The sequence below is a fragment of the Methylothermus subterraneus genome (genome assembly GCF_054656915.1).
Genome location: NZ_BAAHXK010000006.1, coordinates 1 through 23,911 on the forward strand (window position 1 = coordinate 1; position 23,911 = coordinate 23,911).

At 53.5% G+C, this 23,911-nt stretch carries 36 protein-coding genes; 34 read left to right on the forward strand and 2 right to left on the reverse strand.

All coding sequences use genetic code 11. The features are described from left to right. The first annotated feature begins 5 nt into the window (after nucleotides 1-5). From rpsJ to rplQ, 28 genes are read left to right on the forward strand one after another with little or no spacing between them, the layout of a single operon-like run. Complete coding sequence (rpsJ, locus tag ACYQ3M_RS06540; RefSeq protein ID WP_460035450.1) at nucleotides 6-320, forward strand: 30S ribosomal protein S10; 315 nt, start codon at nucleotides 6-8, stop codon at nucleotides 318-320. A gap of 10 nt (nucleotides 321-330) precedes the next feature. After that, a complete protein-coding gene (gene rplC, locus ACYQ3M_RS06545; RefSeq protein ID WP_460035264.1) occupies nucleotides 331-966 on the forward strand; it encodes a 50S ribosomal protein L3 in 636 nt (211 codons plus the stop codon). An 8-nt stretch (nucleotides 967-974) separates the two neighbouring features. Beyond that, nucleotides 975-1,595 carry a 50S ribosomal protein L4 gene (gene rplD, locus ACYQ3M_RS06550; RefSeq protein WP_460035265.1) on the forward strand — a complete coding sequence of 207 codons (621 nt, stop codon included), beginning with the start codon at nucleotides 975-977 and terminating at the stop codon, nucleotides 1,593-1,595. Continuing rightward, complete coding sequence (gene rplW, locus ACYQ3M_RS06555; RefSeq protein ID WP_460035266.1) at nucleotides 1,592-1,885, forward strand: 50S ribosomal protein L23; 294 nt, start codon at nucleotides 1,592-1,594, stop codon at nucleotides 1,883-1,885. Before rplD ends, rplW begins: the two co-directional genes overlap by 4 nt. Nucleotides 1,886-1,918: 33 nt before the next feature. Next, on the forward strand, nucleotides 1,919-2,743 hold the full coding sequence (gene rplB, locus ACYQ3M_RS06560) for a 50S ribosomal protein L2 (RefSeq protein WP_460035267.1): 825 nt from the start codon (nucleotides 1,919-1,921) through the stop codon (nucleotides 2,741-2,743). A gap of 22 nt (nucleotides 2,744-2,765) precedes the next feature. Then, nucleotides 2,766-3,038, forward strand: coding sequence for a 30S ribosomal protein S19 (gene rpsS / locus ACYQ3M_RS06565; RefSeq protein WP_460035268.1), 273 nt, complete (start codon nucleotides 2,766-2,768; stop codon nucleotides 3,036-3,038). Between the two features lie 17 nt (nucleotides 3,039-3,055). Next, on the forward strand, nucleotides 3,056-3,391 hold the full coding sequence (rplV, locus tag ACYQ3M_RS06570) for a 50S ribosomal protein L22 (protein ID WP_460035269.1): 336 nt from the start codon (nucleotides 3,056-3,058) through the stop codon (nucleotides 3,389-3,391). 1 nt (nucleotide 3,392) lies between these two features. Beyond that, nucleotides 3,393-4,049, forward strand: a complete 657-nt coding sequence (gene rpsC / locus ACYQ3M_RS06575) for a 30S ribosomal protein S3 (RefSeq protein ID WP_460035270.1) — start codon at nucleotides 3,393-3,395, stop codon at nucleotides 4,047-4,049. A gap of 9 nt (nucleotides 4,050-4,058) precedes the next feature. Next, nucleotides 4,059-4,472 carry a 50S ribosomal protein L16 gene (gene rplP, locus ACYQ3M_RS06580; RefSeq protein WP_460035271.1) on the forward strand — a complete coding sequence of 138 codons (414 nt, stop codon included), beginning with the start codon at nucleotides 4,059-4,061 and terminating at the stop codon, nucleotides 4,470-4,472. Beyond that, entirely contained in the window at nucleotides 4,472-4,663 is a 192-nt protein-coding gene (gene rpmC / locus ACYQ3M_RS06585) for a 50S ribosomal protein L29 (RefSeq protein ID WP_460035272.1), read from the forward strand. Before rplP ends, rpmC begins: the two co-directional genes overlap by 1 nt. A 3-nt stretch (nucleotides 4,664-4,666) precedes the next feature. Then, on the forward strand, nucleotides 4,667-4,927 hold the full coding sequence (gene rpsQ, locus ACYQ3M_RS06590; protein WP_460035273.1) for a 30S ribosomal protein S17: 261 nt from the start codon (nucleotides 4,667-4,669) through the stop codon (nucleotides 4,925-4,927). Between the two features lie 18 nt (nucleotides 4,928-4,945). Further along, complete coding sequence (gene rplN / locus ACYQ3M_RS06595) at nucleotides 4,946-5,314, forward strand: 50S ribosomal protein L14 (protein ID WP_460035274.1); 369 nt, start codon at nucleotides 4,946-4,948, stop codon at nucleotides 5,312-5,314. A gap of 19 nt (nucleotides 5,315-5,333) precedes the next feature. Further along, nucleotides 5,334-5,651 (forward strand): 50S ribosomal protein L24, encoded by a 318-nt coding sequence (gene rplX, locus ACYQ3M_RS06600; RefSeq protein ID WP_460035275.1) that lies wholly within the window; start codon nucleotides 5,334-5,336, stop codon nucleotides 5,649-5,651. A gap of 4 nt (nucleotides 5,652-5,655) precedes the next feature. Next, the gene (gene rplE / locus ACYQ3M_RS06605) at nucleotides 5,656-6,201 is read left to right on the forward strand and encodes a 50S ribosomal protein L5 (RefSeq protein ID WP_460035276.1); all 546 of its coding nucleotides are present in this window, start codon (nucleotides 5,656-5,658) and stop codon (nucleotides 6,199-6,201) included. 5 nt (nucleotides 6,202-6,206) lie between these two features. Beyond that, nucleotides 6,207-6,512 carry a 30S ribosomal protein S14 gene (rpsN, locus tag ACYQ3M_RS06610; protein WP_460035277.1) on the forward strand — a complete coding sequence of 102 codons (306 nt, stop codon included), beginning with the start codon at nucleotides 6,207-6,209 and terminating at the stop codon, nucleotides 6,510-6,512. An 11-nt stretch (nucleotides 6,513-6,523) separates the two neighbouring features. Next, complete coding sequence (rpsH, locus tag ACYQ3M_RS06615) at nucleotides 6,524-6,919, forward strand: 30S ribosomal protein S8 (RefSeq protein WP_460035278.1); 396 nt, start codon at nucleotides 6,524-6,526, stop codon at nucleotides 6,917-6,919. A gap of 20 nt (nucleotides 6,920-6,939) precedes the next feature. Then, nucleotides 6,940-7,473 carry a 50S ribosomal protein L6 gene (rplF, locus tag ACYQ3M_RS06620; RefSeq protein ID WP_460035451.1) on the forward strand — a complete coding sequence of 178 codons (534 nt, stop codon included), beginning with the start codon at nucleotides 6,940-6,942 and terminating at the stop codon, nucleotides 7,471-7,473. Between the two features lie 9 nt (nucleotides 7,474-7,482). Next, entirely contained in the window at nucleotides 7,483-7,836 is a 354-nt protein-coding gene (gene rplR / locus ACYQ3M_RS06625; RefSeq protein WP_460035279.1) for a 50S ribosomal protein L18, read from the forward strand. 14 nt (nucleotides 7,837-7,850) lie between these two features. Beyond that, on the forward strand, nucleotides 7,851-8,354 hold the full coding sequence (rpsE, locus tag ACYQ3M_RS06630) for a 30S ribosomal protein S5 (RefSeq protein WP_460035280.1): 504 nt from the start codon (nucleotides 7,851-7,853) through the stop codon (nucleotides 8,352-8,354). Between the two features lie 10 nt (nucleotides 8,355-8,364). Next, nucleotides 8,365-8,550, forward strand: a complete 186-nt coding sequence (rpmD, locus tag ACYQ3M_RS06635; protein WP_460035452.1) for a 50S ribosomal protein L30 — start codon at nucleotides 8,365-8,367, stop codon at nucleotides 8,548-8,550. Beyond that, on the forward strand, nucleotides 8,550-8,987 hold the full coding sequence (gene rplO / locus ACYQ3M_RS06640) for a 50S ribosomal protein L15 (protein WP_460035281.1): 438 nt from the start codon (nucleotides 8,550-8,552) through the stop codon (nucleotides 8,985-8,987). The genes rpmD and rplO overlap by 1 nt, the downstream gene beginning before the upstream one ends. Before the next feature lie 17 nt (nucleotides 8,988-9,004). Next, the gene (gene secY / locus ACYQ3M_RS06645; protein WP_460035453.1) at nucleotides 9,005-10,333 is read left to right on the forward strand and encodes a preprotein translocase subunit SecY; all 1,329 of its coding nucleotides are present in this window, start codon (nucleotides 9,005-9,007) and stop codon (nucleotides 10,331-10,333) included. 21 nt (nucleotides 10,334-10,354) lie between these two features. Next, on the forward strand, nucleotides 10,355-10,468 hold the full coding sequence (gene rpmJ / locus ACYQ3M_RS06650; RefSeq protein WP_460035282.1) for a 50S ribosomal protein L36: 114 nt from the start codon (nucleotides 10,355-10,357) through the stop codon (nucleotides 10,466-10,468). A gap of 33 nt (nucleotides 10,469-10,501) precedes the next feature. Further along, complete coding sequence (gene rpsM, locus ACYQ3M_RS06655; protein ID WP_460035283.1) at nucleotides 10,502-10,858, forward strand: 30S ribosomal protein S13; 357 nt, start codon at nucleotides 10,502-10,504, stop codon at nucleotides 10,856-10,858. Between the two features lie 35 nt (nucleotides 10,859-10,893). Continuing rightward, the gene (gene rpsK, locus ACYQ3M_RS06660) at nucleotides 10,894-11,280 is read left to right on the forward strand and encodes a 30S ribosomal protein S11 (protein ID WP_460035284.1); all 387 of its coding nucleotides are present in this window, start codon (nucleotides 10,894-10,896) and stop codon (nucleotides 11,278-11,280) included. An 11-nt stretch (nucleotides 11,281-11,291) separates the two neighbouring features. Next, the gene (gene rpsD / locus ACYQ3M_RS06665) at nucleotides 11,292-11,915 is read left to right on the forward strand and encodes a 30S ribosomal protein S4 (RefSeq protein WP_460035285.1); all 624 of its coding nucleotides are present in this window, start codon (nucleotides 11,292-11,294) and stop codon (nucleotides 11,913-11,915) included. 15 nt (nucleotides 11,916-11,930) lie between these two features. Continuing rightward, nucleotides 11,931-12,956, forward strand: coding sequence for a DNA-directed RNA polymerase subunit alpha (locus tag ACYQ3M_RS06670; protein ID WP_460035286.1), 1,026 nt, complete (start codon nucleotides 11,931-11,933; stop codon nucleotides 12,954-12,956). Between the two features lie 19 nt (nucleotides 12,957-12,975). Continuing rightward, nucleotides 12,976-13,359, forward strand: a complete 384-nt coding sequence (gene rplQ, locus ACYQ3M_RS06675) for a 50S ribosomal protein L17 (RefSeq protein WP_460035287.1) — start codon at nucleotides 12,976-12,978, stop codon at nucleotides 13,357-13,359. A gap of 30 nt (nucleotides 13,360-13,389) precedes the next feature. Here the strand turns inward: rplQ and prsT are convergent, their stop codons facing one another. Next, entirely contained in the window at nucleotides 13,390-16,218 is a 2,829-nt protein-coding gene (gene prsT / locus ACYQ3M_RS06680; RefSeq protein WP_460035288.1) for an XrtA/PEP-CTERM system TPR-repeat protein PrsT, read from the reverse strand. A gap of 151 nt (nucleotides 16,219-16,369) precedes the next feature. Between prsT and ACYQ3M_RS06685 the strand changes: the two genes are divergently transcribed. The 5 genes from ACYQ3M_RS06685 (at nucleotide 16,370) to ACYQ3M_RS06705 (ending at nucleotide 21,316) form a co-directional block, all read left to right on the forward strand. Continuing rightward, complete coding sequence (locus ACYQ3M_RS06685) at nucleotides 16,370-17,158, forward strand: PEP-CTERM/exosortase system-associated acyltransferase (RefSeq protein ID WP_460035289.1); 789 nt, start codon at nucleotides 16,370-16,372, stop codon at nucleotides 17,156-17,158. A 95-nt stretch (nucleotides 17,159-17,253) separates the two neighbouring features. Then, a complete protein-coding gene (gene hemC, locus ACYQ3M_RS06690; protein ID WP_460035290.1) occupies nucleotides 17,254-18,177 on the forward strand; it encodes a hydroxymethylbilane synthase in 924 nt (307 codons plus the stop codon). Beyond that, nucleotides 18,170-18,916, forward strand: coding sequence for a uroporphyrinogen-III synthase (locus tag ACYQ3M_RS06695; RefSeq protein ID WP_460035291.1), 747 nt, complete (start codon nucleotides 18,170-18,172; stop codon nucleotides 18,914-18,916). The genes hemC and ACYQ3M_RS06695 overlap by 8 nt, the downstream gene beginning before the upstream one ends. 9 nt (nucleotides 18,917-18,925) lie before the next feature. Further along, nucleotides 18,926-20,080 carry a uroporphyrinogen-III C-methyltransferase gene (locus ACYQ3M_RS06700; protein ID WP_460035292.1) on the forward strand — a complete coding sequence of 385 codons (1,155 nt, stop codon included), beginning with the start codon at nucleotides 18,926-18,928 and terminating at the stop codon, nucleotides 20,078-20,080. Nucleotides 20,081-20,089: 9 nt separating this feature from the next. Continuing rightward, entirely contained in the window at nucleotides 20,090-21,316 is a 1,227-nt protein-coding gene (locus tag ACYQ3M_RS06705) for a heme biosynthesis HemY N-terminal domain-containing protein (protein WP_460035293.1), read from the forward strand. On the opposite strand, the gene ubiD is transcribed toward ACYQ3M_RS06705, so the two are convergent. Then, on the reverse strand, nucleotides 21,313-22,779 hold the full coding sequence (gene ubiD, locus ACYQ3M_RS06710) for a 4-hydroxy-3-polyprenylbenzoate decarboxylase (RefSeq protein WP_460035454.1): 1,467 nt from the start codon (nucleotides 22,777-22,779) through the stop codon (nucleotides 21,313-21,315). The two genes, ACYQ3M_RS06705 and ubiD, sit on opposite strands and share 4 nt — an antisense overlap. Before the next feature lie 55 nt (nucleotides 22,780-22,834). On the opposite strand from ubiD, the gene ACYQ3M_RS06715 reads away from it, so the two are divergent. After that, a complete protein-coding gene (locus ACYQ3M_RS06715; RefSeq protein ID WP_460035294.1) occupies nucleotides 22,835-23,809 on the forward strand; it encodes a glycosyltransferase family 2 protein in 975 nt (324 codons plus the stop codon). Nucleotides 23,810-23,911 lie beyond the last annotated feature (102 nt).

Below are 23,911 nucleotides of genomic sequence, written 5' to 3' on the forward strand. Positions count from 1 at the left end.
GGTTTATGGACAAACGACAGCGAATTCGGATTCGTCTAAAAGGTTTTGATCACAGGTTGGTGGAGCAATCCACCCACGAGATCGTCGAGACTGCAAAACGCACTGGGGCCCAAGTGTTGGGTCCGATCCCTTTGCCAACCAAAAAGGAGCGCTATACCGTGTTGATCTCGCCGCACGTCAACAAGGACGCGCGGGATCAGTATGAAATTAGGACGCATAAGCGGTTGATCGATATTGTTGAACCTACCGATAAAACAGTCGATGCGCTGATGAAACTGGATCTGGCAGCAGGTGTCGACGTGCAGATTAAGCTGAATTGAGGTTGTTGCCATGACGATTGGAGTTGTCGGGCGCAAATGTGGGATGACGCGGGTATTTACCGAGGAAGGGCAGTCGATTCCGGTGACTGTAGTTCAAGTAGAAGAACACCGCGTCACTCAGTTGCGCACTCTAGAGCGTGACGGCTATCGGGCAGTGCAGGTGACCACCGGCAGATGTAAGCCCTCCCGTTTGACTAAGCCGGAGGCCGGGCACTTTGCCAAGGCTGGAGTCGAGCCGGGTCGTGGTCTTTGGGAGTTTCGTCTGGAGCCTGGGGAGGGGGAAAATCTGCAGGTAGGGGAAACCTTACAGGTCGAGTTTGAAGTCGGCCAATACGTGGACGTCTCCGGTTTGACCATTGGCAAAGGTTTTGCCGGGACGATCAAGCGTCACCATTTCAACAGTCAGGACGCAAGCCACGGGAACTCTTTGTCTCACAGAGTGCCCGGTTCGATTGGCCAAAACCAGACCCCAGGCAGGGTGTTTAAAGGCAAACGGATGGCTGGGCGTATGGGCAATGTGCGCCGGACCGTGCAAAACCTTCAGATCGTGGCTGTAGATAAGGAGCGCAATTTGCTCTTGATTAAAGGGTCGATACCGGGACACAAAGGGGCTGATGTCATAGTCCGGCCGGCGGTAAAAAAATAGGATGAGCCATGAGTATTGAAATTCCAGTCATCAGCGAGAAGGATTCAGCGCAACCGTTGGCGGTTTCCGAAACTGTTTTCGGGCAGCCTTTTAACGAGCCTCTCGTGCATCAATTGGTGACAACTTATTTAACCAACGCAAGAGCAGGCACTAAAGCGCAGAAAAACCGCTCTGCGGTTAGCGGTGGGGGGAAAAAACCTTGGCGTCAGAAAGGCACCGGTCGGGCGCGCGCCGGCACGATTCGTAGCCCACTTTGGCGAGGGGGTGGGAAAGTGTTTGCTGCTTCCCCGCGCGATTATTCGCAAAAACTGAACAAAAAGATGTATCGAGCTGGGATGCGCTCGATTCTGTCCGAATTGCTCCGCCAGAATCGCTTGGCGGTGAGCGCGGATCTGGTGCCCCACGAACCTAAAACTAAGGCGGTAGCTAGTAAGCTTAAAGAATACGGCTTAAAGCGGGTGTTGATTCTAGTGGATAAGAAAGACCCGGCGGTCGAGTTGGCAGTGCGCAACATTCATTACGTCCAGCTCAGTGAGGCAAGCCGTGTTGATCCCGTGTCTTTGGTCGCGGCTGAGAAGGTTGTGCTGACTTCGGCGGCAGCTAAGGTATTGGAGGAGCGTTTAGGATGAATCGGCTGGAATTGATGAAGGTGCTAGTCGCTCCGGTGATTTCGGAAAAAAGCACTCGACTGGCGGAAAATGAGAATCGGTTTGTATTTAAGGTTCGAAAAGACGCTACTAAGCCTCAGGTGAAAAAAGCAGTTGAGCTGATGTTCTCGGTCGAGGTGGAGTCAGTGCAGCTCTTGAATACTAAACCTAAGGTCAAGCGTTTTGGCCGCTTTATCGGCAAACGTCCAGGCTGGAAAAAAGCTTACGTGCGTTTGAAGCCGGGGCATGAAATCGACTTGTCTGCATCCTGAAAGTGCGTAGCCAAAGATTGAAGGAATAAGGTCATGTCAATCGTTAAATGCAAACCGACCTCGCCGGGTCGCCGCTTCGTCGTTCGGGTCAAAACCGAAGGGTTGTATAAGGGGGATCCTTACGAGCCGCTGGTAGAAAAGCTGGTCAAAACCGGTGGGCGTAACAATGTAGGTCGTATTTCGGTTCGCCATCGTGGGGGTGGGCACAAGCGTCGTTATCGAATCATCGATTTCAAGCGTGACAAAATCGGCATCCCAGGTAAAGTAGAGCGCTTAGAATACGATCCCAACCGCACTGCCCATATCGCATTGATTTTGTATCGGGATGGCGAGCGGCGCTACATTATCGCGCCTAAAGGTTTGCAAGTCGGCGATGAGATTCTCTCCGATAAGGAGACGCCGGTTAAAGTCGGCAATTGCATGCCTTTACGTAATATTCCGGTAGGCGCCCAGTTGCATTGCGTTGAAATGACTCCTGGCAAAGGCGCACAACTGGCCCGCAGCGCTGGTACCTCGGTGCAGCTGTTAGCGAAGGAGGGAGTGTATGCCACCTTGCGCCTGCGGTCTGGAGAAATGCGTAAAGTCCACATCGATTGCAAAGCGGTGATCGGGGAAGTGAGTAACCCCGAGCACAACCTGATTTCTTTAGGCAAAGCAGGTGCGAGTCGTTGGCGTGGCCGGCGACCGACGGTAAGAGGGACAGCGATGAACCCGGTTGATCATCCCCACGGAGGCGGTGAGGGGCGCAATAAGGGCAAGCACCCTACCTCTCCTTGGGGGCAGCCGACAAAAGGCTATAAGACGCGACGTAATAAGCGTACCGACAATATGATTATTCGGCGACGCAGCGCGAAGTAAGTTAAGTTAAGAGGGAAAGGCAGTGCCACGTTCGGTTAAGAAAGGTCCGTTTGTCGACCATCACTTGTTAAAAAAGGTCGAGCAAGCGCTTCAAAGCAAAGCTAAAAAACCGATTAAAACTTGGTCTAGACGGTCCATGATTGTCCCTGAAATGGTGGGGTTGACGATTGCAGTACATAACGGTCGTCAGCACGTTCCGGTATTAATTACCGAAAATATGGTGGGGCATAAGTTGGGTGAGTTTGCGCCGACTCGCACTTTTCGCGGGCATGCGGCAGATAAGAAATCCAAATAGAAACCTAAGGGGTTGCAATGGAAGTAGCAGCAAAGCTGCGTTATGCTCGAATCTCCGCGCAGAAATGTCGCCTGGTAGCTGATCAAGTGCGGGGCTTGCCGGTAGGCAAGGCTTTGAATATTCTTCAATTCAGCAATAAAAAAGCGGCTGCTCTGGTTAAAAAAGCATTGGAATCAGCGATTGCTAATGCTGAGCATAACGAAGGTCTAGACATTGATGAGCTGAAGGTTTCCACTATTCATGTGGATGAAGGACCAACAATGAAACGTTTTAGGGCCAGGGCAAAAGGGCGTGCTAATCAGGTTTTAAAACGCACCTGTCATATCACTGTCAAAGTTTCTGAGAGCAAGTAATATGGGGCAAAAAGTTAATCCAATCGGAATCCGACTAGGATATGTTCGGGATTGGAATTCTCGTTGGTATGCCAATTCCAGGAATTATCCTGTGCTTTTGCACCAAGACTTAGATGTGCGTGAATTTCTTAAAAAGAAACTGGCTCATGCTTCAGTAAGTCGGATTCAGATTAATCGCGCGGCTAATAATGCGCAGATAATCATTTACACAGCGCGCCCCGGATTGATTATCGGCAAAAAAGGTGAAGATATTGATCGCCTGCGCCGGGAGATTGGAGAAAAACTAGGAATCCCGTTGCAGATCAATGTAGAGGAGATTCGTAAACCGGAGCTCGATGCTCAATTAGTCGCCGAAGGAGTCGCTCAGCAACTGGAAAAACGCATTATGTTCCGGCGGGCTATGAAACGCGCCGTCCAGAATACTATGCGCTTGGGCGCAGAGGGAATTAAGATCAGCGTGGCTGGGCGCTTGAATGGAGCAGAGATTGCTCGGAGCGAGTGGTATCGCGAAGGGCGGGTCCCTTTGCATACTTTACGCGCGGATATCGATTATGGCTTTGCCGAAGCGCATACTACTTATGGGGTGATTGGGGTTAAGGTCTGGATTTTCAAGGGTGAGGTGTTTGAACCAACTGCCCGGTCCGAGGTTAGTAAATAGGAGCCTAGGATGCTGCAGCCTAAACGAACTAAATATCGTAAGCAACAAAAGGGTAGGAATACCGGACTGGCGACGCGTGGTAATAAAGTGAGCTTCGGTGAGTACGGCCTTAAGGCGATAGGCCGCGGTCGAATTACTGCGCGTCAAATTGAAGCTGCACGCCGGGCGATTACGAGGTATGTACGCCGCGGTGGGAAATTATGGATCCGGATTTTTCCGGACAAGCCGATCACTAAAAAGCCTTTAGAAGTGCGCATGGGTAAAGGTAAGGGCAGCGTGGAATACTGGGTAGCGGAAGTTAAGCCTGGTATGGTGCTTTACGAAATCGAAGGGATTCCAGAAGAGACGGCGCGTGAGGCGTTCCGGCTAGCTGCAGCTAAGCTGCCGATAAAGACTTCGTTTACTCTGCGGACGGTGATCTGATGAAGGCCAACGAATTACGTGAAAAGACCAAAGAGGAGCTGGAAGCTCTTTTGGTGGATCTTCATAAAGAGCAGTTTAATTTATGGATGCAAAAAGGAACTGGCGCTTTGACTCGACCGGATCAGCTGAAAAAGGTCCGCCGTGATATTGCTCGGATAAAGACGATACTAAGCGAGATGGCAAGAGCTTGAATTATGAGTGAGCAACGAGAGAATTTAAGGACATTAACGGGTCGAGTGGTCAGCAACAAGATGGATAAGACCATTGCAGTGCGTGTGGAACGCCTTGTAAAACACCCTTTATATGGGAAATATATCAAGCGTTCTACCAAGTTGCTTGCCCATGACGAAGAGAATCAGTGCCAAGAAGGGGATTTGGTTGCTATCGCCTCATGCCGCCCCTTGTCTAAGCGTAAGGCATGGAGATTAGTAAAAATTTTAGAAAGAGCCAAATAGCGTCAATGGAGGATAGCTATGATCCAGATGCAAACAAGGCTTGAAGTCGCAGACAATAGTGGTGCTAAGGAAGTTCAATGCATAAAGGTTTTGGGCGGTTCGCATCGGCGTTATGCAAATATCGGTGATGTTATTAAGGTCAGCGTTAAAGACGCGATTCCCCGCGGGCGCGTTAAAAAAGGCGATGTGTACAATGCGGTGGTGGTACGAACTAAAAAAGGCGTCCGCCGGCCAGACGGTTCGGTGATTCGCTTTGATACTAATGCCGCGGTTTTGCTCAATAACCAAATGCAGCCTATTGGTACCCGCATATTTGGGCCGGTTACACGTGAATTGCGAACCGAGCGGTTTATGAAAATCATTTCTTTGGCCCCGGAAGTGCTTTAAGCCGGATAGGTTTGATAAAATGCGTAAGATTAAGAAAGACGATGAAGTCATCGTTTTGACAGGAAAAGATAAAGGCAAGCGGGGTAAGGTCAAGCGCGTGCTTGCAAACGATCGGGTGATTGTAGAAGGCATCAACGTCGTCAAAAAACATCAGCGGCCTATCCCAGCAAGAGGCATTGCAGGTGGGATCGTAGAAAAAGAGATGCCTATCCATATTTCTAACGTCGCGATTGTTAATCCTCTGACCGGCAAGGCCGATCGGGTTGGCTTTCGTTTCTTGGAAGATGGCCGCAAAGTGCGTTATTTTAAATCTAACAACGAAGTAATTGACGTCTAAAAACATGGCCAAACCACGGTTGGAATTAGAATACCGAGAACGGATCGTGCCAGAATTGGTTAAACAATTCAATTACAGATCCGTTATGCAGGTTCCAAAGATCACCAAAATCACCATCAATATGGGTTTAGGTGAAGCGGTGACCGACAAAAAAGTTTTGGACAATGCTCTTCAAGATCTTGCTTTGATTTCCGGGCAAAAAGGGGTGGTAACCCGCGCCCGTAAATCGATCGCGGGTTTTAAGATTCGTCAAGGCATGCCGATTGGCTGCAAGGTCACTTTGCGTCGCGAGCGCATGTATGAATTCCTTGACCGTTTGATCAATGTGGCGATTCCCAGAATTAGGGACTTCCGGGGCTTGAATCCAAGGGCATTTGATGGGCGCGGTAACTACACCTTAGGGATCAAGGAGCAGATTATTTTTCCGGAAATCGATTATGACAAGATCGACGCGCTTCGAGGTATGGACATTACTATTACCACCAGTGCACGAACCGATGATGAGGGTCGTGCACTGTTAGAGAAGTTTAATTTCCCCTTTAGGAGCTAAGACTGATGGCGAAGAAGTCTATGGTCGCCAGAGAGGAGCGGCGTAAGCGCCTGGTAGCTAAATACGCTGCAAAGCGAGCCGAGCTGCGGAAGATTTTGAAAGATCCGGCGGCCTCATTCGAAGATAAGTTGAAAGCCCAATTGAAATTGCAGCAACTGCCGCGAGATTCCAGTCCGGTAAGATTGCGCAATCGTTGCAAGCTAACTGGACGCCCGCGAGGTTTTTATCGCAAATTTGGTCTTGGGCGTAATAAGCTTAGAGAGTTGGCCATGCGTGGTGATCTGCCGGGAATCACCAAGGCAAGCTGGTAGAGGATGAAGCGATGAGCATGAGTGATCCGATTGCGGATATGTTGACCCGCATCCGAAATGCCCAGATGGTAGGGAAAGCAAGTGTAAAAATGGCTTCTTCCAAGCAGAAGGAGGCTATTTGCCGCGTCCTAGCAGATGAGGGCTACATCGCCGGGTTCGAAGTTGAGCGCAGCGATGGTAAAGCCTTTCTGACCGTGCGCTTGAAGTATTTTGAAGGCCGCCCTGTAATTGAAAACCTGCAGCGGGTAAGCAAGCCCGGTCGGAGGATCTACCGGGGAAAAGATGAACTACCCAAAGTACAAGGTGGTTTAGGGATTGCAATTGTCTCCACCTCTAAAGGAGTAATGACCGACAAAGCAGCACGTAAACTGGGGTTGGGTGGAGAAGTAATTTGTGTCGTTTCATGATTTGGAACGAAGGAAAATATATGTCTAGGATAGCGAAAAAGCCTGTACTAGTTCCTAAAGGAGTGGAGGTTAGCCTGGAAGGCAAGAAGTTGTCGGTCAAAGGCGCAAAGGGGAACTTATCTCAGTCTATTCCAGATGCTGTTGAGGTACAGTTAGGAGACGGCGTGATTAACGTGCGCTATCGCCAAGATGCTAAACAAGCCAAGGCGATGGCAGGCACTTTACGCGCTTTGATCAACAACATGGTGGCTGGGGTTCATCAAGGATTTGAAAAAAAACTCGTACTACAAGGAGTAGGCTATCGCGCCCAAGCTCAAGGCAAGCAGTTGACTTTGACTTTGGGGTTTTCTCATCCGATCGTGTATGAAGTTCCTCCGGGGATCACGATTGAAACTCCAAGCCAAACCGAAATCATAGTCAAAGGTGCAGATAAACAGCAAGTGGGCCAAGTGGCAGCGGATATTCGCGCCTATCGCCCTCCTGAGCCTTACAAAGGTAAGGGAGTCAGGTATGCCGACGAATACGTTGTCAAGAAAGAAGCGAAAAAGAAGTAAGGGTGTCGCATGGATAAGAAAGCATCACGAATGCGGCGAGCTGCCAAAACGCGGGCGCGGATTCGCCGATTGGGTATTCATCGTTTGACTGTGCATCGGACACCTAAGCATATTTACGCGCAGATTACGACTGCAGACGGATCGAAAGTATTGGCAAGCGCGGCTACGGTCCAGGCGGATATTCGCAGTAAAGTCAAATATACTGGCAATATCGAGGCGGCAAAGCTCGTGGGCGCTGCGATCGCAGAAAAAGCGCTTGCGGTGGGAATAGAGCGGGTTGCTTTTGATCGTTCTGGGTTTTTATATCACGGTCGGGTGAAGGCTTTGGCTGAAGCAGCCCGTGAGCATGGGCTGAAGTTTTAGGAGAGCATTGAAATATGACAGACGGAACGATGCAGACGGGCGGGGAACTGCAAGAAAAACTCGTGGCTGTTCGCCGCGTAGCTAAAGTGGTCAAAGGAGGACGGCAGTTCGGTTTTACCGCCCTAACGGTGGTAGGGGATGGCAACGGCCGAGTGGGTTTTGGCTTGAGTAAAGCCCGCGAAGTTCCTGTAGCGATCCAAAAGTCTTTGGAGCAAGCCCGCAAGAATATGGTGCAAGTTAAGCTGCGGGGAGATACCTTGCAGCATCCCATTACGGTAACCGAAGGTGCGGCTAAAGTGTATATGCAACCGGCCGCCGAGGGTACGGGTATTATTGCGGGTGGGGCGATGCGTGCGGTGTTCGAGGCCGTTGGAGTACATAACGTTTTGGCTAAGTGCATTGGTACGACCAATCCAATTAATGTAGTCCGGGCAACAATCAAAGGCTTGGCTGAGATGCAGGATCCCAAATACGTAGCTGCCAAGCGTGGTAAAACTGTAAAAGAGATTCTTGGTTGAGGAAGAAGAAATGGAAAAAAAGCTCAAGGTTACTTTGATACGCAGTAAAATTGGTCGAATTAAGTCCCATCGGGATTGTCTGCGTGGATTAGGCCTTAAGCGCATGCATCAGTCAGTAGAGGTAAGAGATACCCCGGAAATTCGGGGAATGATCCGGAAAGTATCTTACATGCTGGACGTTGAGGAAGGCAGGTGATGTATTTAAACACGCTGAAACCAGCAGCTGGTAGTAAAAAGGACCGTAAAAGAGTAGGCAGAGGGATAGGCAGCACCTTAGGGAAAACCTGCGGTCGCGGGCATAAAGGCCAAAAAGCGCGTGCCGGTGGTTATCATAAAGTTGCCTTTGAAGGCGGGCAAATGCCCTTGCATCGCCGTTTGCCGAAAGTTGGATTTCGTTCCCAGAATAAACGCTACGTAGATGAAATCCGACTCTTTGAATTAAACAGGTTAGCAGATGATGTGATCGACCTTGAAACGCTGCGGCGGGCAAACTTGGTTTCTGGGCAGACTAAACAGGTCAAGATTATTGCCTCAGGACAGCTCAAACGACCGGTAGTTATTCGAGGTCTGATTGTAAGCAAAGGGGCCCGTCTGGCGATCGAAGCAACTGGTGGTAGGGTAGAAAATTCGTGAGCACTCCAAGCATAGCAATGCTGGGCCGCTTTGGCCATTTGAGAGAGTTGCGCCAGCGTCTGTTTTTTTTGTTGGGAGCTTTAGTTGTTTATCGGCTGGGTGCGCATATTCCAGTTCCTGGCATTGATCCTAAGGCACTCGCCCTGCTGTTTAAACAGCAGGGAGGATCGATATTGGACATGTTCAACATGTTCTCAGGTGGCGCCCTAAAGCGTCTAAGCATTTTTGCCTTAGGGATTATGCCGTATATTTCAGCTTCTATTATTATTCAGCTTCTGACTATTGTAATACCGAAGCTGGAGCAGCTGAAGAAGGAAGGCGAATCGGGGCGTCGCAAGATAACGCAATATACTCGTTATGCGACGGTATTTTTAGCCACATTTCAGTCGATTGGGGTGGCGGTTGCGTTGCAAAACCAAACGGCGGGCGGTCTGCCGGTGGTAATCAACCCCGGCCTGCAATTTGTGTTTATTACGACAGTAACCTTGGTTACTGGGACAATGTTTTTGATGTGGCTGGGTGAGCAGGTCACCGAGCGGGGGATAGGGAACGGGATTTCGATGATTATTTTCGCAGGAATTGTTGCTGAATTGCCCTCCGCCTTAGCCACAACTTTAGAGTTAGCGCGAACTGGAGAAATGAGCCCTATCACTCTGGTAGTATTGTTTGCTTTAGCAATCGCGGTAACCGCATTCGTAGTCTTTGTGGAAAAAGGGCAAAGGCGCATTCCGATTCATTATGCTAAACGTCAAGTGGGACGGCAGATATATGGAGGCCAGCGGAGTTTTTTGCCTTTAAAGCTAAACATGGCTGGCGTGATCCCGCCGATCTTTGCATCCAGTATTATTTTGTTTCCAGCGACGGTAGCTAGTTGGTTTGGAAGCGCCCAAAGCATGGAGTGGTTGCAAGATGTAGCTGCGGCTTTATCTCCAGGACAACCTTTATATATTTTATGTTACTCAGCTGCAATCGTGTTCTTTTGTTTTTTTTATACGGCGGTGGTATTCAATGCCAAAGAAACCGCTGAGAATCTGAAAAAATCAGGCGCGTTTATCCCTGGAATCCGGCCAGGTGCGCAGACCGCGCGTTACATCGATGCCGTCATGACCCGCCTTACTTTAATCGGGGCAATATACATCACTTTGGTGTGTCTTTTACCAAATTTTCTGATCTTATATTGGAATGTTCCTTTTTACTTTGGCGGAACTTCGCTTTTGATTATCGTAGTAGTGGTTATGGATTTTATGGCTCAGATTCAAACCCATCTGATGTCTCAGCAGTATGAAAGTCTAATGCGCAAGGCTAATCTTAAGGGAAAAGCTTCATCTACCGGGTTAACGCGTTAACGTTGAATTTAAGAGGTTAACATGAAAGTCCAAGCTTCAGTGAAGCGGATTTGTCGAAATTGTAAAATAATACGCCGTAAAGGCGTTGTCAGAGTAATATGCAAAGAGCCTCGGCATAAACAGCGCCAGGGTTGAAACGTTTACGATTTCTGAAAGGAGACCAAGCGCATGGCGCGTATCGCTGGAGTCAATATTCCAGATAATAAGCATGTAGTTATTTCTTTGACGTCGATTTATGGGATTGGTCGATCTCGGGCGCGGCAAATCTGCGAATCGGCTCAAATCGAACCAACCACTAAAGTAAAAGATTTGACGGAGGAGCAGATCGATCGCATTCGGACTGAAGTGAGCCGGTATACTGTGGAAGGCGACTTGCGAAGAGAGGTCGCCATGAGCATTAAGCGCCTGATGGATATCGGGTGCTACCGTGGTTTGCGTCATCGGCGTGGATTGCCGGTGAGAGGGCAAAGAACTCGCACGAATGCAAGAACCCGCAAAGGTCCAAGGCGTCCAGTGCGGAAATAAATAGGTAAGCTTTGTTGTATCTAGTGAGGTAATTGATGGCGACTCCGAGTCGTACGCGTAAAAAAATACGGAAAGAAATTTCTGATGGGATCGCGCATATCCATGCATCCTTTAACAATACGATTGTCACTATCACCGATCGCAAAGGAAATACATTGACGTGGGCCTCTGCAGGAGGATGTGGGTTCAAGGGATCACGTAAAAGTACTCCTTTTGCTGCTCAGGTAGCTGCGGAAAAAGCAGGTAGTGCGGCTAAAGAATACGGTATGAGAAACTTGGACGTTCAGGTTAAAGGACCGGGTCCTGGTCGTGAATCGGCAGTACGAGCGCTCCATAATTTGGGTTTTAGGATTGTGCAAATTTCAGACGTGACGCCGATTCCCCATAACGGCTGTCGTCCGCCGAAAAAACGGCGTGTGTAGGAGGAGCAACGATGGCACGATATATTGGTCCACGGTGTAGGTTGGCTCGGCGGGAAGGTACGGACCTGTTCCTGAAAAGCCGAGGTAAATCGCTGGAAGGAAAATGCAAATTAGATCAATCGCCTGGTCAGCATGGGCAGAGACGCCGGGGGCGGCTGTCCAACTATGCTATGCAGCTCCGTGAAAAGCAAAAGATCAAACGTATTTACCAGGTTTTGGAACGTCAATTCCGCAATTATTATAAGAAAGCAGCGCGGCAAAAAGGGTCCACGGGCGAGAATCTATTATTTCTCTTGGAAAGCCGCTTGGATAACGTAGTTTATCGGATGGGTTTTGCGTCTACTCGGATTGAAGCTCGTCAGTTGGTTATCCATAAGGCTATTTTAGTCAATGGTTCTGTGGTTAACATTCCCTCTTATCAGGTTAAACCAGGAGATATAGTTGCAGTCCGGGAGAAAGCGAAAAAACAGCAGCGCATTCAAGAAGCTCTGACGGTAGCTGAGCAATATGGATTTCCTAGTTGGGTAGAGGTGGATGTTAAAAATATGTCCGGAGTTTTCAAATCCCTGCCTGACCGTGCCGACCTGGGTTCAGACATTCAAGAGCAACTAGTAGTAGAGCTGTATTCGAAGTAATCCGGTTAAAAAATCATGATCGATCTTTTGTTAAGCTCTCATAAACCCCGCGTTGTCAGTATCGAGACCGATTCGAGCCGGCATCGTTCTAAGATTGTGATCGAGCCGCTCGAGCGCGGTTACGGACATACTCTCGGCAATGCGTTGCGTCGGGTACTTTTATCCTCCATTCCGGGCTGTGCGGTGACCGAGGTGCGAATCGAGGGGGTGCTGCATGAGTACATGACGATTGAGGGGGTGCAGGAAGATGTTATCGACATCTTGCTAAACCTTAAGGGTTTAGCGGTTATTCTGCACCAAGGCGATGTTGCGGAATTAAAGCTGTCGAAAAAAGGCCCCGGGCCCGTATTAGCCGGAGATATTGCTCTAACCCACGATGTCACCGTCGTTAATCCAGAGCTGGTAATCGCGAATTTGACCGACGTTGGCGAATTGAATATGACCTTGAAGGTAGCGCGTGGCCGCGGCTATCGTCCTGCTGCCGATATGCGTATGGAAGAGGGAGATCAAGCAATAGGTGTTTTGCGGCTTGATGCTTCTTTTAGCCCGATTCGTAAGGTCGCTTATCGAGTTGAGAACACCCGAGTTGACCAGCGCACCGATCTGGATCGGCTAGTCATTGAATTGGAGACTAACGGCACGATTGAACCCGAGGAATGTATCAAACAAGCCGCCCGGATTTTGCGCGATCATCTTGCGGTATTCGTAGATCTTCAGGAAGAACAACGGGAAGAACCTAAGGAAAAAGGTCCTAAGTTTGCGCCGATATTACTGCGGCCGGTAGACGATCTTGAATTGACTGTGCGTTCGGCGAATTGTTTGAAAGCAGAAAATATTTTCTACATCGGGGATCTCGTCCAGCGTACGGAAGTGGAGCTTTTGAAAACTCCCAATCTGGGTAAGAAGTCCTTAACTGAGATCAAGGATGTGCTGGCGTCTAAAGGATTGTCCTTGGGTATGCGGTTGGAAGGCTGGCCGCCTGAAGATTTGAAGCGGCCGGAAGAAACTAAAAAAGAAGACAAGGCAAAAGCATCTTCTTAAGATTTAAGGGAAAAGGAAAATGCGCCATCGTAAAGCAGGAAAACATTTAAGCCGTACCAGCAGTCACCGTCAGGCTATGTTTCAGAATATGACAGCCTCGCTGTTCCGGCACGAGTTCATCAAAACCACCTTGCCCAAGGCGAAGGAGTTGCGTAGGGTGGCAGAGCCTTTGATCACTTTGGCTAAAGAGGATAATACGGCGCGCCGCCGCTTGGCATTTGCCAAATTGCGGGATAAACAGGTTGTGACCAAGTTGTTTAGCGAATTGGGTCCGCGTTATAAACTTCGGCCAGGGGGGTATATACGCATCCTAAAGTGCGGTTATAGGCCTGGGGATGCGGCGCCAATGGCTTATGTGGAATTGGTAGATCGCCCCGTTAAAGAAGCCTCAGAATCGGAATAAAGCAAAGCCGGGAGGTCCCCGGCTTTACCTTCATCTTTTGTCCTGAAGCGAATTAAGCAACGCTTCCGCTTCCTTGCGTTCTGGAAACGGCCGTTTCGATGCCAGAGCTTGCTTTAGACTGGCGATCGCTTCTTGTTTTAACTGGCTTTTTTCCTGGGCCAGCGCCAAGTGATAGCGGATCGAAGGGTCTTCAGGTGCTAAAGTGGCCGCTTCTTCTAAGACTTTCAAAGCCCGTTCGGCGTTGTGATTGGCGAGCAGGACCACCCCCAAGGTGTCACCGATTTGGGCCGATTTGGGCGCTGCCGCATACGCTTGCTCAGCATAGCGCAGGGCGCTTTTAGGGTCTTCTTTGCGCAGCAACCAGGCCAAGTCGTTTAAAGCCAGAGGATTTTGCGGGCTGATCTTAAGCACTTCAGACAGAGCTTGGCGCGCTTCTTGTTCTCGCCCTAGAGTCTGATAAAGGCCAGAACGCAAGTATAAGGCCTGCGCGTCTTTGGGATAACGCAGGTTCCATTCTTCTAAGACTTGAATTGCTTTTTCTTTGTTGCCAGCGCGCCAAAGCGCATTGGCAAGATGAGCGACGAGGATACTGCTTGGCTGTTTGGCGAGCGCTTTTTGATAGTATTCGACCGCCTCTTCCGCGTGGCGTTGGCGCATTGCCCACCAGCCTTGCAGAGCCAAAACTTCCGCGTCCTCTGGAAAATCTTGCGCCAATTGCTTGAGGGCGCTTTGGGCTTGTTCGGGCTTTCTCTCCAAGGCCAAGAGCTTGACCATCGCCAGGCGCGCAGGCAAGAACTTGGAGTCGAGTTTTAAACTTTCTTCCAGCTCCCGCCGGGTTCCTTCTGCGTCTTTGAGCTGGGCGTGAGCCTGCGCGAGAAGGTAATGAGCAAGAGGCGAAGCGGGAGCGACTTTGGCTAACGCTTTGGCGGTTTCAAGTGCGCGCTTAGGTTGTTGGGCCTCGAGTTGGGCTTTAGCCAGCACCGCCAAGAGCTCAGGATGCTCGGGGTAACGGCTGCGGATCTCCTCGAGCAAGTTCTGGCTGCGCTCGGGCTGACCGAAAGTGAGATAGTACTTGGCCAATTCCAGGCGCGGTTGCAAAAGCTCCGGTTGGGCTTGGATCAGGCCGGTTAGGCGTTCTTCCATCGCCTGGAACTTGCCTTCGCGGAAATCCATTTCAGCCAGCCGCAGCCGAGCCAAGGCATTGTCGGGATGGGCTGTTAAAACTTGCTGGTAGATTTGCCGCACCTTGTCGAATTGCTTGTTTTTGAAGGCTAGGCGCGCTAGGTTCTCGGCGGTGGTGGGATGGCCAGGCTCGATTTGCCAAGCTTGCTCCAGCGCGGCCTGCGCGGCTACCTCATTGCCCTGCGCGTAGTGCCACATCGCTTCGAGATTGAACGGCAAAGGGTGCTTGGGCAGCTTGCTTTTTAAGCGCTCGATGGCTTGCTTGGCTTTTTCAAACTGCTTTTCGCGCAGGTACGTGGTGGCGAGCAGGACTTCCGGTTGCACGAGGCTTGGGTCTTCGACGAGGGCTTTTTCCAAGGCTTTCAAACCCTCCTCCTTGAGCCCAGCGGCGAGCATCCCCATCCCCAGGCGCGCTTCGACCGCGCCCGATTCGGGTTTAAGCTCGGCGAGCTTCTGCAGGTATTGCAGCCCTTCTTTGGGGTGGCCGCTGGCCAATTCGATGTTGGCCATGAGGTTCAAAGCCAAAGGGTCCTCCGGGCGGCTGAGCAGCACCGGCATGAGCAAGGAGCGGGCAGCCTGGAAGTCTTTTTGGCGGTATTTGACGGCCGCCTGTAGGAGATGGGCTTGCGGAGAGCCTGGAAAGAGGCGAGCAAAGCGCGATAAATACGCATCGGCTTGCTGCAGTTGGTTTTCGCTCAAGGCGACCAAGCCTAAATAAAACAAGGTAAAAGGGTAGTTTTCGTTGAGCGCCAAAGCCCGATCCAAAGGTTCTTTGGCCTCTTTGAGTTGACCTTGGGCGATTTTGAGGTAGCCTTCGGCAAAGTGAGTGAGATACAGCTTAGGGGCGGTCTTTTTTAAGATTTCGATATCTTGCTCGGCTTCTTGCAGTTTTTGCAATTCGATGCGCACCAAGGCGCGGTTAGCGCGGTCAATTTCGTTTTGGCGGCGGTGTTCGATCGCCTGAGTGTAAGCCGCTTCGGCTTCTTTGAGCTGGCCGCGGCGTTTGTGAAGTTCGGCTTTGAAGCTGAATGCTTGCCCTTCGGGGGCGGCTTGGAGGGCGTCGTCGACCAATTTGAGCGCCTGTTCAAGGTCGTTTGCAGCCACGGCTAGATAAGCCAGTCCCAGCTTGCCGTGCGGCGCTTTGGGATCCAGGCGCAAAGCTTCTTCGTACTCGCGCCTGGCCTGCTCGGGTTTGTTGAGCGCCAGCCAAGCGTCTCCGCGGTAGGCGGCCAAAAGCGCCTGGCTTTCGGGCGGCAAGGAGGGGGGCAGGGTGATTTCGTCGAGCAGGGCCTGGAATTTCCCCTGCAGCTTGAGGGCTTCGGCCAAAGGCAAGAGCACCGCCTCGCGGGCAACGCCGAGGTCTATGGCCCGCCGAAGCTCTTTCTCGGCTGTCTCGCCGTCGCCCAATTTGGCGCTGATTTCTCCCAAAAGCCTTCGGGCTTCAGCGTTGCTCGGGTTTTTTTGGAGAGCGTTTTTCAGTTCGATGACGCTGGTGCGAAGATCGCCTCGGTCTTGAGATTCCTTGGCGCGGGCAAGGTGCTCTAAGTCGCTAGCGCGGTCGCCGCAACCGCTCAAACCGAGCCAAAGGGCTAAACCTACCCCGATCAGCGCCTTGGGTTTTTTGGCTTTGGCGAGAAAACGCGGAGAGTTGACTGGCGGTTTTTGCGCGTTGGCCATGGATTGCTTCTCCATCGGGATGGCTAAGTTTGGAAGTTGCCCTTGCAGAGTATAGCGCGCTGAAGCGGAGTGCGCTCATCAAAAGAAAGATAGGCGGGGGATCGGCCTATAGTCTAAACTTAGCTTGAAACCAAGCAGGCGATTTCCAGCGATGGCAGATGCCGATTTAAATCCTCAAGCCGACGGGAAAGACCAGCAATTCGATCTGCGTGCCAAGTTTTACGAATATTTTGAGTTGGTTCCTGCGAGCACGGCAACGCTCAAGCGCGAGGTGTACAAACTTAGGTTTCAGGTGTATTGCCTTGAGACCGGATTCGAGCGCCCTGAGGATTGTACAGTGGTTAAGGAGGACGGCAGGGAAGTTTACTTGGAGACGGATCCTTATGACCGCCGCAGCGATCATTATCTGGTCCGCCATCGCCGTTCCGGTCTGTACGCCGCCACGGTGCGCTTGGTGCTGCCGGATCCAGACGATTTGTTCCTGCCTTATCCAATCGAAGAGCACTGCGTGTTGGAGACGCCGGTCACCGATCTGGGAATTCGCCGTCATTTAGCAGAAATTTCGAGGTTTGCCGTTTCCAAGGAATTCAAGCGGCGCCCTAATGAAGCCGGAACCTTGGCTGGGATCGGGGCGCAGCCAGAAGTGTATTTTGCTCCCGACGAGCGCCGGGTGTTGCCCCACATTACCGTCGGTCTATTTGCTGCGATCGTGCGCATGACCCGCGCTCACGCGATCACCCATTGGTACGCAGTGATGGAGCCCGCGCTGTTGCGGTTTCTGCGCTTGTTCGGGATCCACTTTTCGCCGATCGGACCGGATGTCGACTATCACGGCCTAAGGCGGCCTTGCCTGGCCGAAGTCGATCGTGTCTTGCCGGGGATCAAAAAAGTCAATCCATCGGTGTGGGAATTGATCACCGATAACGGCCGCTATGCGTAAGCAATAACCACCTGCGATAAGCAAGCCGCCTATTCGTGCAGCGCCGACGGTAGTTTTGTACAATAAGCTGAATTTGGAATGGCGCGCATGGCAAAGTGGCAGGCACGATCCGCATCGCAACCCGCAAGAGCCCTCTAGCGGTCTGGCAAGCCGAGTACGTTGCTTCCTGCCTGCGACGGCAGCACCCGGCGCTTAAGATCGAGCTGGTGCGGATGACCACCCAAGGGGATAAGATCTTGGATGTGGCTCTGGCCAAGGTGGGCGGCAAGGGCTTGTTTGTCAAAGAGCTGGAGCAAGGGATTCTCGATGGCCGGGCCGAGATCGCGGTCCACTCCATGAAGGACGTGCCGGTGGAACTGCCCGAGGGCCTGCATATCGGCGCCATCTTAAGGCGCGAAGATCCGCGCGATGTGCTCGTCAGCGTCGAATTTTCCGGTTTAGATCAGTTGCCGCAAGACGCCCGCGTTGGTACCTCCAGCCTGCGCCGCCAGTGTCAGCTTAAACGAAATTTTCCGCAGTGGCGCATTATTCCCTTGCGCGGTAACGTAGGCACCCGGCTAGAGAAACTAAAAAGTGGGCAGTTTGACGCCATCGTCCTGGCCGGGGCAGGCATGAAGCGCCTCGGGCTGGAAGGACAGATCACCGAGTGGCTCGATCCAGAGCTGTGCTTGCCGGCGATCGGCCAGGGAGCGATTGGAATCGAGTGCCGCTGCGACGATGCTTTAGTCAATCGTTTGATCGCGCCGTTGCACGATCCGGGCACCGCGGCGTGCGTGCTCGCCGAACGTGCCCTAAACGCCCGCCTGCAGGGCGGCTGCCAAGTGCCCATCGCCGGCTTGGCCGAGTTGCGTGAGGGGCGCCTGTATCTGCGCGGGCGGGTGGGAATGCCGGATGGGAGCGAAGTGATCGCGGCAGCGATCGAAGGGGGAGTGGAGGAGGCGCAGGATTTAGGATGCGCCTTGGCCGAGACCCTGCTCGCCCGAGGCGCGGATCGGATTTTGCGGTCGGTGTATGGCTAGAGGGCTTGCGGGGCGGCGCGTCTTAGTGACTCGGCCCCAAGAGCAAGGCGAAGGCTTGTGCCAGGCGATCGAGGCGCTCGGTGGGGTCGCCCACCTTTGCCCGATGCTGGAGATCGTTCCGCTTGACCCGCCGGCGGCGGGGTGGTGGCAAGGCGCCGATTGGCTGATCTTCGTCAGCGCCAATGCGGTTCGATTTGCCCTCAAGGCCGGCTTGCCTACGGGTGGGCAGTTTAAAGTCGCAGCGATAGGCCAAGCGACGGTAAAAACCCTGGCTAAAGCTGGGATTTGCGTGCATCTGCAAGCGCCTCCGCCGCACACTTCAGAAAGCTTGCTCGCGCAGGAACCCTTGCGCCAGGTTTTAGGCCAACGCGTCGTGCTCGTGCAGGGGATCGGCGGCCGCACGGAACTGGCCGACACCTTGAGCGCGCGCGGTGCCCGGGTCGAGCGCGTCGAACTGTATCGGCGGGCTTCGCCTCGGCCAGAGACGGTCGCACGCCTTCAAAGCTTGCTCGACCAGGGGCTGGATGTGGTGTTGATCAGCAGCGGCGAGAGCATGGACAATTTGCAACAAGCTGCCGGCGCGAAGATCGATAAGCTCTTGGCCTTGCCGGTGATTGTCGTAAGTTCCAGGCTGGCTGCGAAAGCGCGCGAGGTAGGGTTTACCCAAGTGATCGAGGCCGCCTCGGCGGTGGACGAGGCAGTGGTGGAAGCGCTGGTAGCGCGTTTCGGTTTAACCTGAGGAGAGACGATGGCACGATTGGACCGCGCGGAGGAGTACGAAGAAGAAGGTCTATCGCGGTTCGGCTTTTGGATCGCGGTGATTCTCGTGATCCTGCTGTTGAGCCTGGGCGGGGCGGGTTATTACCTGTTCTATTGGCTCCGGGCCGAGCAGATGAGGTTGGGCGGGGAGACAGGCAAAGAAAGCCAGCGGCTTATCGATTTGACCCATCAACTGACCGCGCTGCAAAAAGAGGTGGCCACCCTCCACGCACAGGTAGCCCAGCTGGAAGGGGCGGAAACCGCCCGCCGGCAGCAGTGGCAAGCGATGCTGGCCGATCAGGCCAAGGTCTTCGACGAGAAGCTAGCGGCCCTCTCCAAGCAACTGGAATTGAGCCACGCCAAACTCCAGACCCAGGTGCAGAGCCTTCAGCGCCAAATTAGCCGGACCAAGACCGATGTGATGCTCGCCGATGCCGAGTACCTGCTCAGCGTCGCCAGCCAAAAACTCAGCTTGGTGGGAGATATTGGCGCGGCGCTGAAGGCGATGGAAACCGCCGACGAGCTGTTGCGCCTCGCTGGCGATCCGGCGCTGTTTAAGGTGCGCGAGGCGCTGGCGCGCGAGATCGCGACCTTAAAAACTACGCAGGCTCCGGACGTGGTAGGGATTTCCGCGCAAATCTTGGCGCTTGAGAGGCAGGTCGAATCGGTGCCTTTGCGCCTGCCCCACATGGGCAAGGTCGCCCCGAAATCCGAGGCTAAAGGGGAGGGGTTGATTGAGGAATGGAAAGAAGTACTCACCATCCGCCGCCGGCAAACCGAACGGCCGGTGGAAGCGATCCTGACCCCGGAAGAGGTCGAGGCGATTCGCCACGCGCTGATTTTGAAACTGGAGACCGCCAGGCTCGCGGCGGTGCGGGGTCAACCGGAGCTCTATCGGAGCAGCCTGGAGGCAGCGCGAGCCTGGCTAAGCGAACACTTTGACACCCAGGCGCAGCCGGTGCAGGAGTTTTTGAGCCAGCTGGAGGCCGTCTCCAAACAACCGGTGGCGGTGCAGATCCCGGAAATCGGTTTGGCCCTCAAGCTCTTGCGGGAGCTGCCGCAGCTCAGGTTGGAGCAGATTCTCTTGCCCGCGGCAGAGCCTCAGGCTGGCGACGCGACGCAACCTGCGACCCCATCCCAGTAAGGGCAAGCCATGCAGGCGTGGAAAAAACAACTTATTCTCTGGTCGGCGATTTTGGTGTTGGCAGCGATCGCGGCCGTTTTCCTGCCGCGCTTGGAACTGTTGCGTAGTGGTTATGTGTTGATCGGTTTGGGGCGGTGGGAGATCGAGCTGACTTTCTTGACCCTGGTGCTGATCGTACTGGTTGGTTTTGTTTTGTTCTATGCGACTTTTAGGTTGATCGGTCTGCTTTGGTCCTTGACTTCTCCGCGCCGCCAGAGGCAAAGCGAAACCGCTTTCCGGCAGTTGGTGGAAGGCCTGCGCCAGGCCGCCGAAGGGAACTGGGAACAGGCCGAGCGGGTATTGATCCAAAGCGCGGGTTTAAGCGACCAAGCGCTGGTCCATTACCTGACTGCGGCGCGCATCGCCCAGCGCCGAGGGGCAAAGGCCATGCGCGATCGGTATTTGCAGCAAGCCTACGAGGCAGCTCCCGATGCCGAACTTGCGGTCAAGCTGACCGAGGCGGAGCTGCACTTGGAGGACGAGAAATTCGACCAGGCGCTGGAGACGCTGTTGCGTTTGGAGAAAATCGCCCCCGGCAACGCTTGGTTGTTGAAATTGCTGCATCAGGCGTATGCCAAATTGGAGGACTTCCACGCGCTGCACACACTGCTGCCGCGCTTGCACGAGCAGAAAGTCCTGATGGAAGCTGAGGTCCGGTTGTTGGAGCTGGAAACCTACAGTGCCTTGTTGAAGCAAGCGGCAGCGCGTAAAGACGCGCAGGCGCTTTCCTCCCAATGGCAGCAGCTGCCCGAGCACGCGCGGCGCTTGCCGGAGCTGCAGGCGATTTATTTTGCCGGAATGATCCGGTGCGGGCAAAGCGCGGCCATCGAAAGCCCGCTGCGCGAGGCTTTAGCGGCCCATTGGCAGGCGCCGCTGTTGGTGCTCTACGGCACGCTGGAGCTGGATGCCGCCGCTCAGCTGCGTGAGGCCCAAGGCTGGCTCGAAAAGCATCCGAACGATCCCGTGCTGCTTTCGGTGCTCGCCAAGCTCGCCGTCCGCGCTGGCGCGCCGGAGTTGGCCGAGGACTACCTGCGCCGCAGCTTGGCGCTGCAGCCCTCGGTGGAGGCGTATCGGCTGCTGGGCGACTTGCTGCAGCAAAAAGGCGATTGGCAGGGCGCCAGCGATTGCTACCGGCGCGGTTTGATGCTTGCCTCGGAAGCAGTGATCGAAGAAATCGAGGCGCATCCTGAAGGTTAGAAGATATTCAGAGCGCTCCAAATCTCATCCACCCGGCGTTTTACTTCTGGGTTCTGGACGATGGGCCGGCCCCATTGACGCTCGGTTTCCCCCGGCCACTTGTGGGTGGCGTCGAAACCGATCTTGGAACCCAAGCCTGCAGTCGGCGAGGCAAAGTCTAGGTAATCGATCGGAGTGCGCTCGAGGATGGTGAGGTCGCGGGCCGGGTCCATGCGGGTGGTGATGGCCCAGATCACGTCCTGCCAGTTGCGGATGTCGATGTCGGCGTCGGTGACGATGACGAATTTGGTGTACATAAACTGGCGCAAAAACGACCACAATCCCAGCATTACCCGTTTGGCGTGGCCGGGGTATTGTTTCTTGATGCTGATCACCGCCAGGCGGTAGGAACAGCCCTCGGGCGGCAGGTAAAAATCGACGATCTCGGGGAATTGCTTTTTGAGGATCGGCACGAACACCTCGTTGAGCGCTACCCCTAAAACCGCCGGCTCGTCCGGGGGGCGGCCGGTGTAGGTGCTGTGGTAGATAGGATTTTGCCGTTGGGTGATGGTCTCGATGGTGAATAGGGGAAACTCCTCCACCTCGTTGTAATAGCCGGTGTGATCGCCAAACGGCCCCTCGGGAGCGGTCTTGCCCGGATGGATAAACCCTTCTAAAACGATCTCAGCGCTTGCTGGCACCCAAAGCTCAGACAACTTGGCTTGGACTACCTCGGTTCGGGCGCCGCGCAGGAGGCCTGCGAAAGCGTATTCCGACAAGGTGTCCGGGATTGGGGTGACCGCCGCCAGGATCGTTGCCGGATCCGCCCCCAGGGCCACCGCCACCGGAAACGGCTTGCCTGGATGGGCTTTTTGCCATTCCTGAAAGTCCAGCGCCCCGCCGCGATGGGCGAGCCAGCGCATGAGGGTTTGATTGCGCCCGATCACCTGCATCCGGTAGATCCCTAAGTTTTGGCGCTCCTTGTAAGGCCCTTTGGTGATCACCAGCGGCCAGGTGATGAGCGGGCCGGCGTCTTCCGGCCAGCAGGTTTGGATGGGATAGCGGCTAAGATCGACTTCGGACCCTTTGAGCACCACTTCCTGACAAGGCGCGGATTTGATAACCTTAGGCGCCATGGTGAACACTTTTTTAAACATCGGCCATTTGCCGAACGCATCCCGCATTCCCTTAGGGGGTTCCGGTTCCTTCAGAAAGGCTAGAAGTTTTCCCACCTCGCGCAACTCGGCCAGCGATTCTGCCCCCATCCCCAAGGCGACCCGTTCCACGGTGCCGAACAGATTGCCCAGCAGCGGGATTTGGGATCCCTTGGGACGCTCGAACAGCAAAGCAGGCCCCTGAGCTTTTAAGGTGCGGTCGCAGATTTCCGTGATTTCCAGATACGGATCCACCTCCAGCGCAACGCGCTTGAGCTGGCCGCGCCGTTCCAATTGCGCGAGAAAGTCGCGTAGGTCGTGGTAGGGCATCGCCGGCATTTTAAAGGATCTATCGATCCCCGAATAATAACAGTTAAGGCAGATAATGGCAGCGGTCAAAGCGTCGGTAGTGATTCCGGTAAAAAACGGTGGGGAGCTGTTTGCCCGTGTGCTTGAGGCTGTGATGGCCCAGGAAACCCCGTGGCCTTTCGAGGTATTGGTGATTGACTCGGGATCCAAAGACTCGTCTCGAGAAGTGGCCCGTTCGTTGAAAGCTAAGCTCCATACCATCGATCCGGACCAATTCGGTCATGGTCGGACGCGCAATTTGGGTGGGCAGTTGACCCGTGGGGAGTATCTCGTTTATATCACTCAAGATGCCCTTCCGGCCGGTCGCGATTGGTTGCGTACTTTGGTGGAACCTTTAGAACGCGATGCGCGCATCGCAGGAGCCTTTGGCCGTCATTTGCCCTACCCTGATTGCAATCCGATCACGGCACGCGAGTTGGAGGTGCATTTTTCCGGGTTTGGTTCCGCAGTAAACGTGTTTGCGATCGATGACTGGAACCGCTACCGGGTCGATGTTGGATACCGTCAGTTCCTTCATTTTTTCTCTAACAACAATTCCTGTATCCGCCGCAGCGTGTGGCAAGAGATTCCCTTTCCGGATGTGGATTTCGCCGAGGATCAGCTGTGGGCTAAGGCGGTTTTGGAAGCTGGCTGGCGCAAAGCATACGTCCCATCGGCCTGCGTGTTTCACTCTCATGATTTTGGTGTGCTAGAAACCTTTCGGCGCGCTTTTGATGAGTCTAGAGCCTTGAAAAAATATTTCGGTTACGACTTGGTGCCGTCCTTAAATGTTCTCTTATATCAATGGCCTCGCTTTATCTTGCGAGATTGGGGCTGGGTGGTGCAAGCCGATCTTTCTGGCCTTGAGCGATGGCAGTGGTATGCGGAGGTGCCGGTACGCTCCTTGGCGCGCTTATTTGGTTTCTGGCTAGGAGGTACAGAAAGGCTCCCTGATTGGGTGGAGCGGCGTTTTTCCCGCGATCAGGCTTTAAAGTCTCAGAGCGCAGGGTAAGCGCGTGGGACGGTTTGGATACCGATTGCAGCGAGCTTTGTCGCTCCTTAAGGTCCTTGGCGTTTTGGGGTTTCTGCGGTTTCTGGTTCGCCGACTGTGGCG

Excerpts from the sequence above, each read along its gene's own strand:
- rpsJ (WP_460035450.1), top strand. The coding sequence starts at position 6 with ATGGACAAACGACAGCGAATTCGGATTCGTCTAAAAGGTTTTGATCAC.
- rplC (WP_460035264.1), top strand. The coding sequence starts at position 331 with ATGACGATTGGAGTTGTCGGGCGCAAATGTGGGATGACGCGGGTATTT.
- rplD (WP_460035265.1), top strand. The coding sequence starts at position 975 with ATGAGTATTGAAATTCCAGTCATCAGCGAGAAGGATTCAGCGCAACCG.
- rplW (WP_460035266.1), top strand. The coding sequence starts at position 1,592 with ATGAATCGGCTGGAATTGATGAAGGTGCTAGTCGCTCCGGTGATTTCG.
- rplB (WP_460035267.1), top strand. The coding sequence starts at position 1,919 with ATGTCAATCGTTAAATGCAAACCGACCTCGCCGGGTCGCCGCTTCGTC.
- rplV (WP_460035269.1), top strand. The coding sequence starts at position 3,056 with ATGGAAGTAGCAGCAAAGCTGCGTTATGCTCGAATCTCCGCGCAGAAA.
- rpsC (WP_460035270.1), top strand. The coding sequence starts at position 3,393 with ATGGGGCAAAAAGTTAATCCAATCGGAATCCGACTAGGATATGTTCGG.
- rplP (WP_460035271.1), top strand. The coding sequence starts at position 4,059 with ATGCTGCAGCCTAAACGAACTAAATATCGTAAGCAACAAAAGGGTAGG.
- rpmC (WP_460035272.1), top strand. The coding sequence starts at position 4,472 with ATGAAGGCCAACGAATTACGTGAAAAGACCAAAGAGGAGCTGGAAGCT.
- rpsQ (WP_460035273.1), top strand. The coding sequence starts at position 4,667 with ATGAGTGAGCAACGAGAGAATTTAAGGACATTAACGGGTCGAGTGGTC.
- rplN (WP_460035274.1), top strand. The coding sequence starts at position 4,946 with ATGATCCAGATGCAAACAAGGCTTGAAGTCGCAGACAATAGTGGTGCT.
- rplX (WP_460035275.1), top strand. The coding sequence starts at position 5,334 with ATGCGTAAGATTAAGAAAGACGATGAAGTCATCGTTTTGACAGGAAAA.
- rplE (WP_460035276.1), top strand. The coding sequence starts at position 5,656 with ATGGCCAAACCACGGTTGGAATTAGAATACCGAGAACGGATCGTGCCA.
- rpsN (WP_460035277.1), top strand. The coding sequence starts at position 6,207 with ATGGCGAAGAAGTCTATGGTCGCCAGAGAGGAGCGGCGTAAGCGCCTG.
- rpsH (WP_460035278.1), top strand. The coding sequence starts at position 6,524 with ATGAGCATGAGTGATCCGATTGCGGATATGTTGACCCGCATCCGAAAT.
- rplF (WP_460035451.1), top strand. The coding sequence starts at position 6,940 with ATGTCTAGGATAGCGAAAAAGCCTGTACTAGTTCCTAAAGGAGTGGAG.
- rplR (WP_460035279.1), top strand. The coding sequence starts at position 7,483 with ATGGATAAGAAAGCATCACGAATGCGGCGAGCTGCCAAAACGCGGGCG.
- rpsE (WP_460035280.1), top strand. The coding sequence starts at position 7,851 with ATGACAGACGGAACGATGCAGACGGGCGGGGAACTGCAAGAAAAACTC.
- rpmD (WP_460035452.1), top strand. The coding sequence starts at position 8,365 with ATGGAAAAAAAGCTCAAGGTTACTTTGATACGCAGTAAAATTGGTCGA.
- rplO (WP_460035281.1), top strand. The coding sequence starts at position 8,550 with ATGTATTTAAACACGCTGAAACCAGCAGCTGGTAGTAAAAAGGACCGT.
- secY (WP_460035453.1), top strand. The coding sequence starts at position 9,005 with ATGCTGGGCCGCTTTGGCCATTTGAGAGAGTTGCGCCAGCGTCTGTTT.
- rpmJ (WP_460035282.1), top strand. The coding sequence starts at position 10,355 with ATGAAAGTCCAAGCTTCAGTGAAGCGGATTTGTCGAAATTGTAAAATA.
- rpsM (WP_460035283.1), top strand. The coding sequence starts at position 10,502 with ATGGCGCGTATCGCTGGAGTCAATATTCCAGATAATAAGCATGTAGTT.
- rpsK (WP_460035284.1), top strand. The coding sequence starts at position 10,894 with ATGGCGACTCCGAGTCGTACGCGTAAAAAAATACGGAAAGAAATTTCT.
- rpsD (WP_460035285.1), top strand. The coding sequence starts at position 11,292 with ATGGCACGATATATTGGTCCACGGTGTAGGTTGGCTCGGCGGGAAGGT.
- ACYQ3M_RS06670 (WP_460035286.1), top strand. The coding sequence starts at position 11,931 with ATGATCGATCTTTTGTTAAGCTCTCATAAACCCCGCGTTGTCAGTATC.
- rplQ (WP_460035287.1), top strand. The coding sequence starts at position 12,976 with ATGCGCCATCGTAAAGCAGGAAAACATTTAAGCCGTACCAGCAGTCAC.
- prsT (WP_460035288.1), bottom strand. The coding sequence starts at position 16,218 with ATGGCCAACGCGCAAAAACCGCCAGTCAACTCTCCGCGTTTTCTCGCC.
- ACYQ3M_RS06685 (WP_460035289.1), top strand. The coding sequence starts at position 16,370 with ATGGCAGATGCCGATTTAAATCCTCAAGCCGACGGGAAAGACCAGCAA.
- ACYQ3M_RS06695 (WP_460035291.1), top strand. The coding sequence starts at position 18,170 with ATGGCTAGAGGGCTTGCGGGGCGGCGCGTCTTAGTGACTCGGCCCCAA.
- ACYQ3M_RS06700 (WP_460035292.1), top strand. The coding sequence starts at position 18,926 with ATGGCACGATTGGACCGCGCGGAGGAGTACGAAGAAGAAGGTCTATCG.
- ACYQ3M_RS06705 (WP_460035293.1), top strand. The coding sequence starts at position 20,090 with ATGCAGGCGTGGAAAAAACAACTTATTCTCTGGTCGGCGATTTTGGTG.
- ubiD (WP_460035454.1), bottom strand. The coding sequence starts at position 22,779 with ATGCCCTACCACGACCTACGCGACTTTCTCGCGCAATTGGAACGGCGC.
- ACYQ3M_RS06715 (WP_460035294.1), top strand. The coding sequence starts at position 22,835 with ATGGCAGCGGTCAAAGCGTCGGTAGTGATTCCGGTAAAAAACGGTGGG.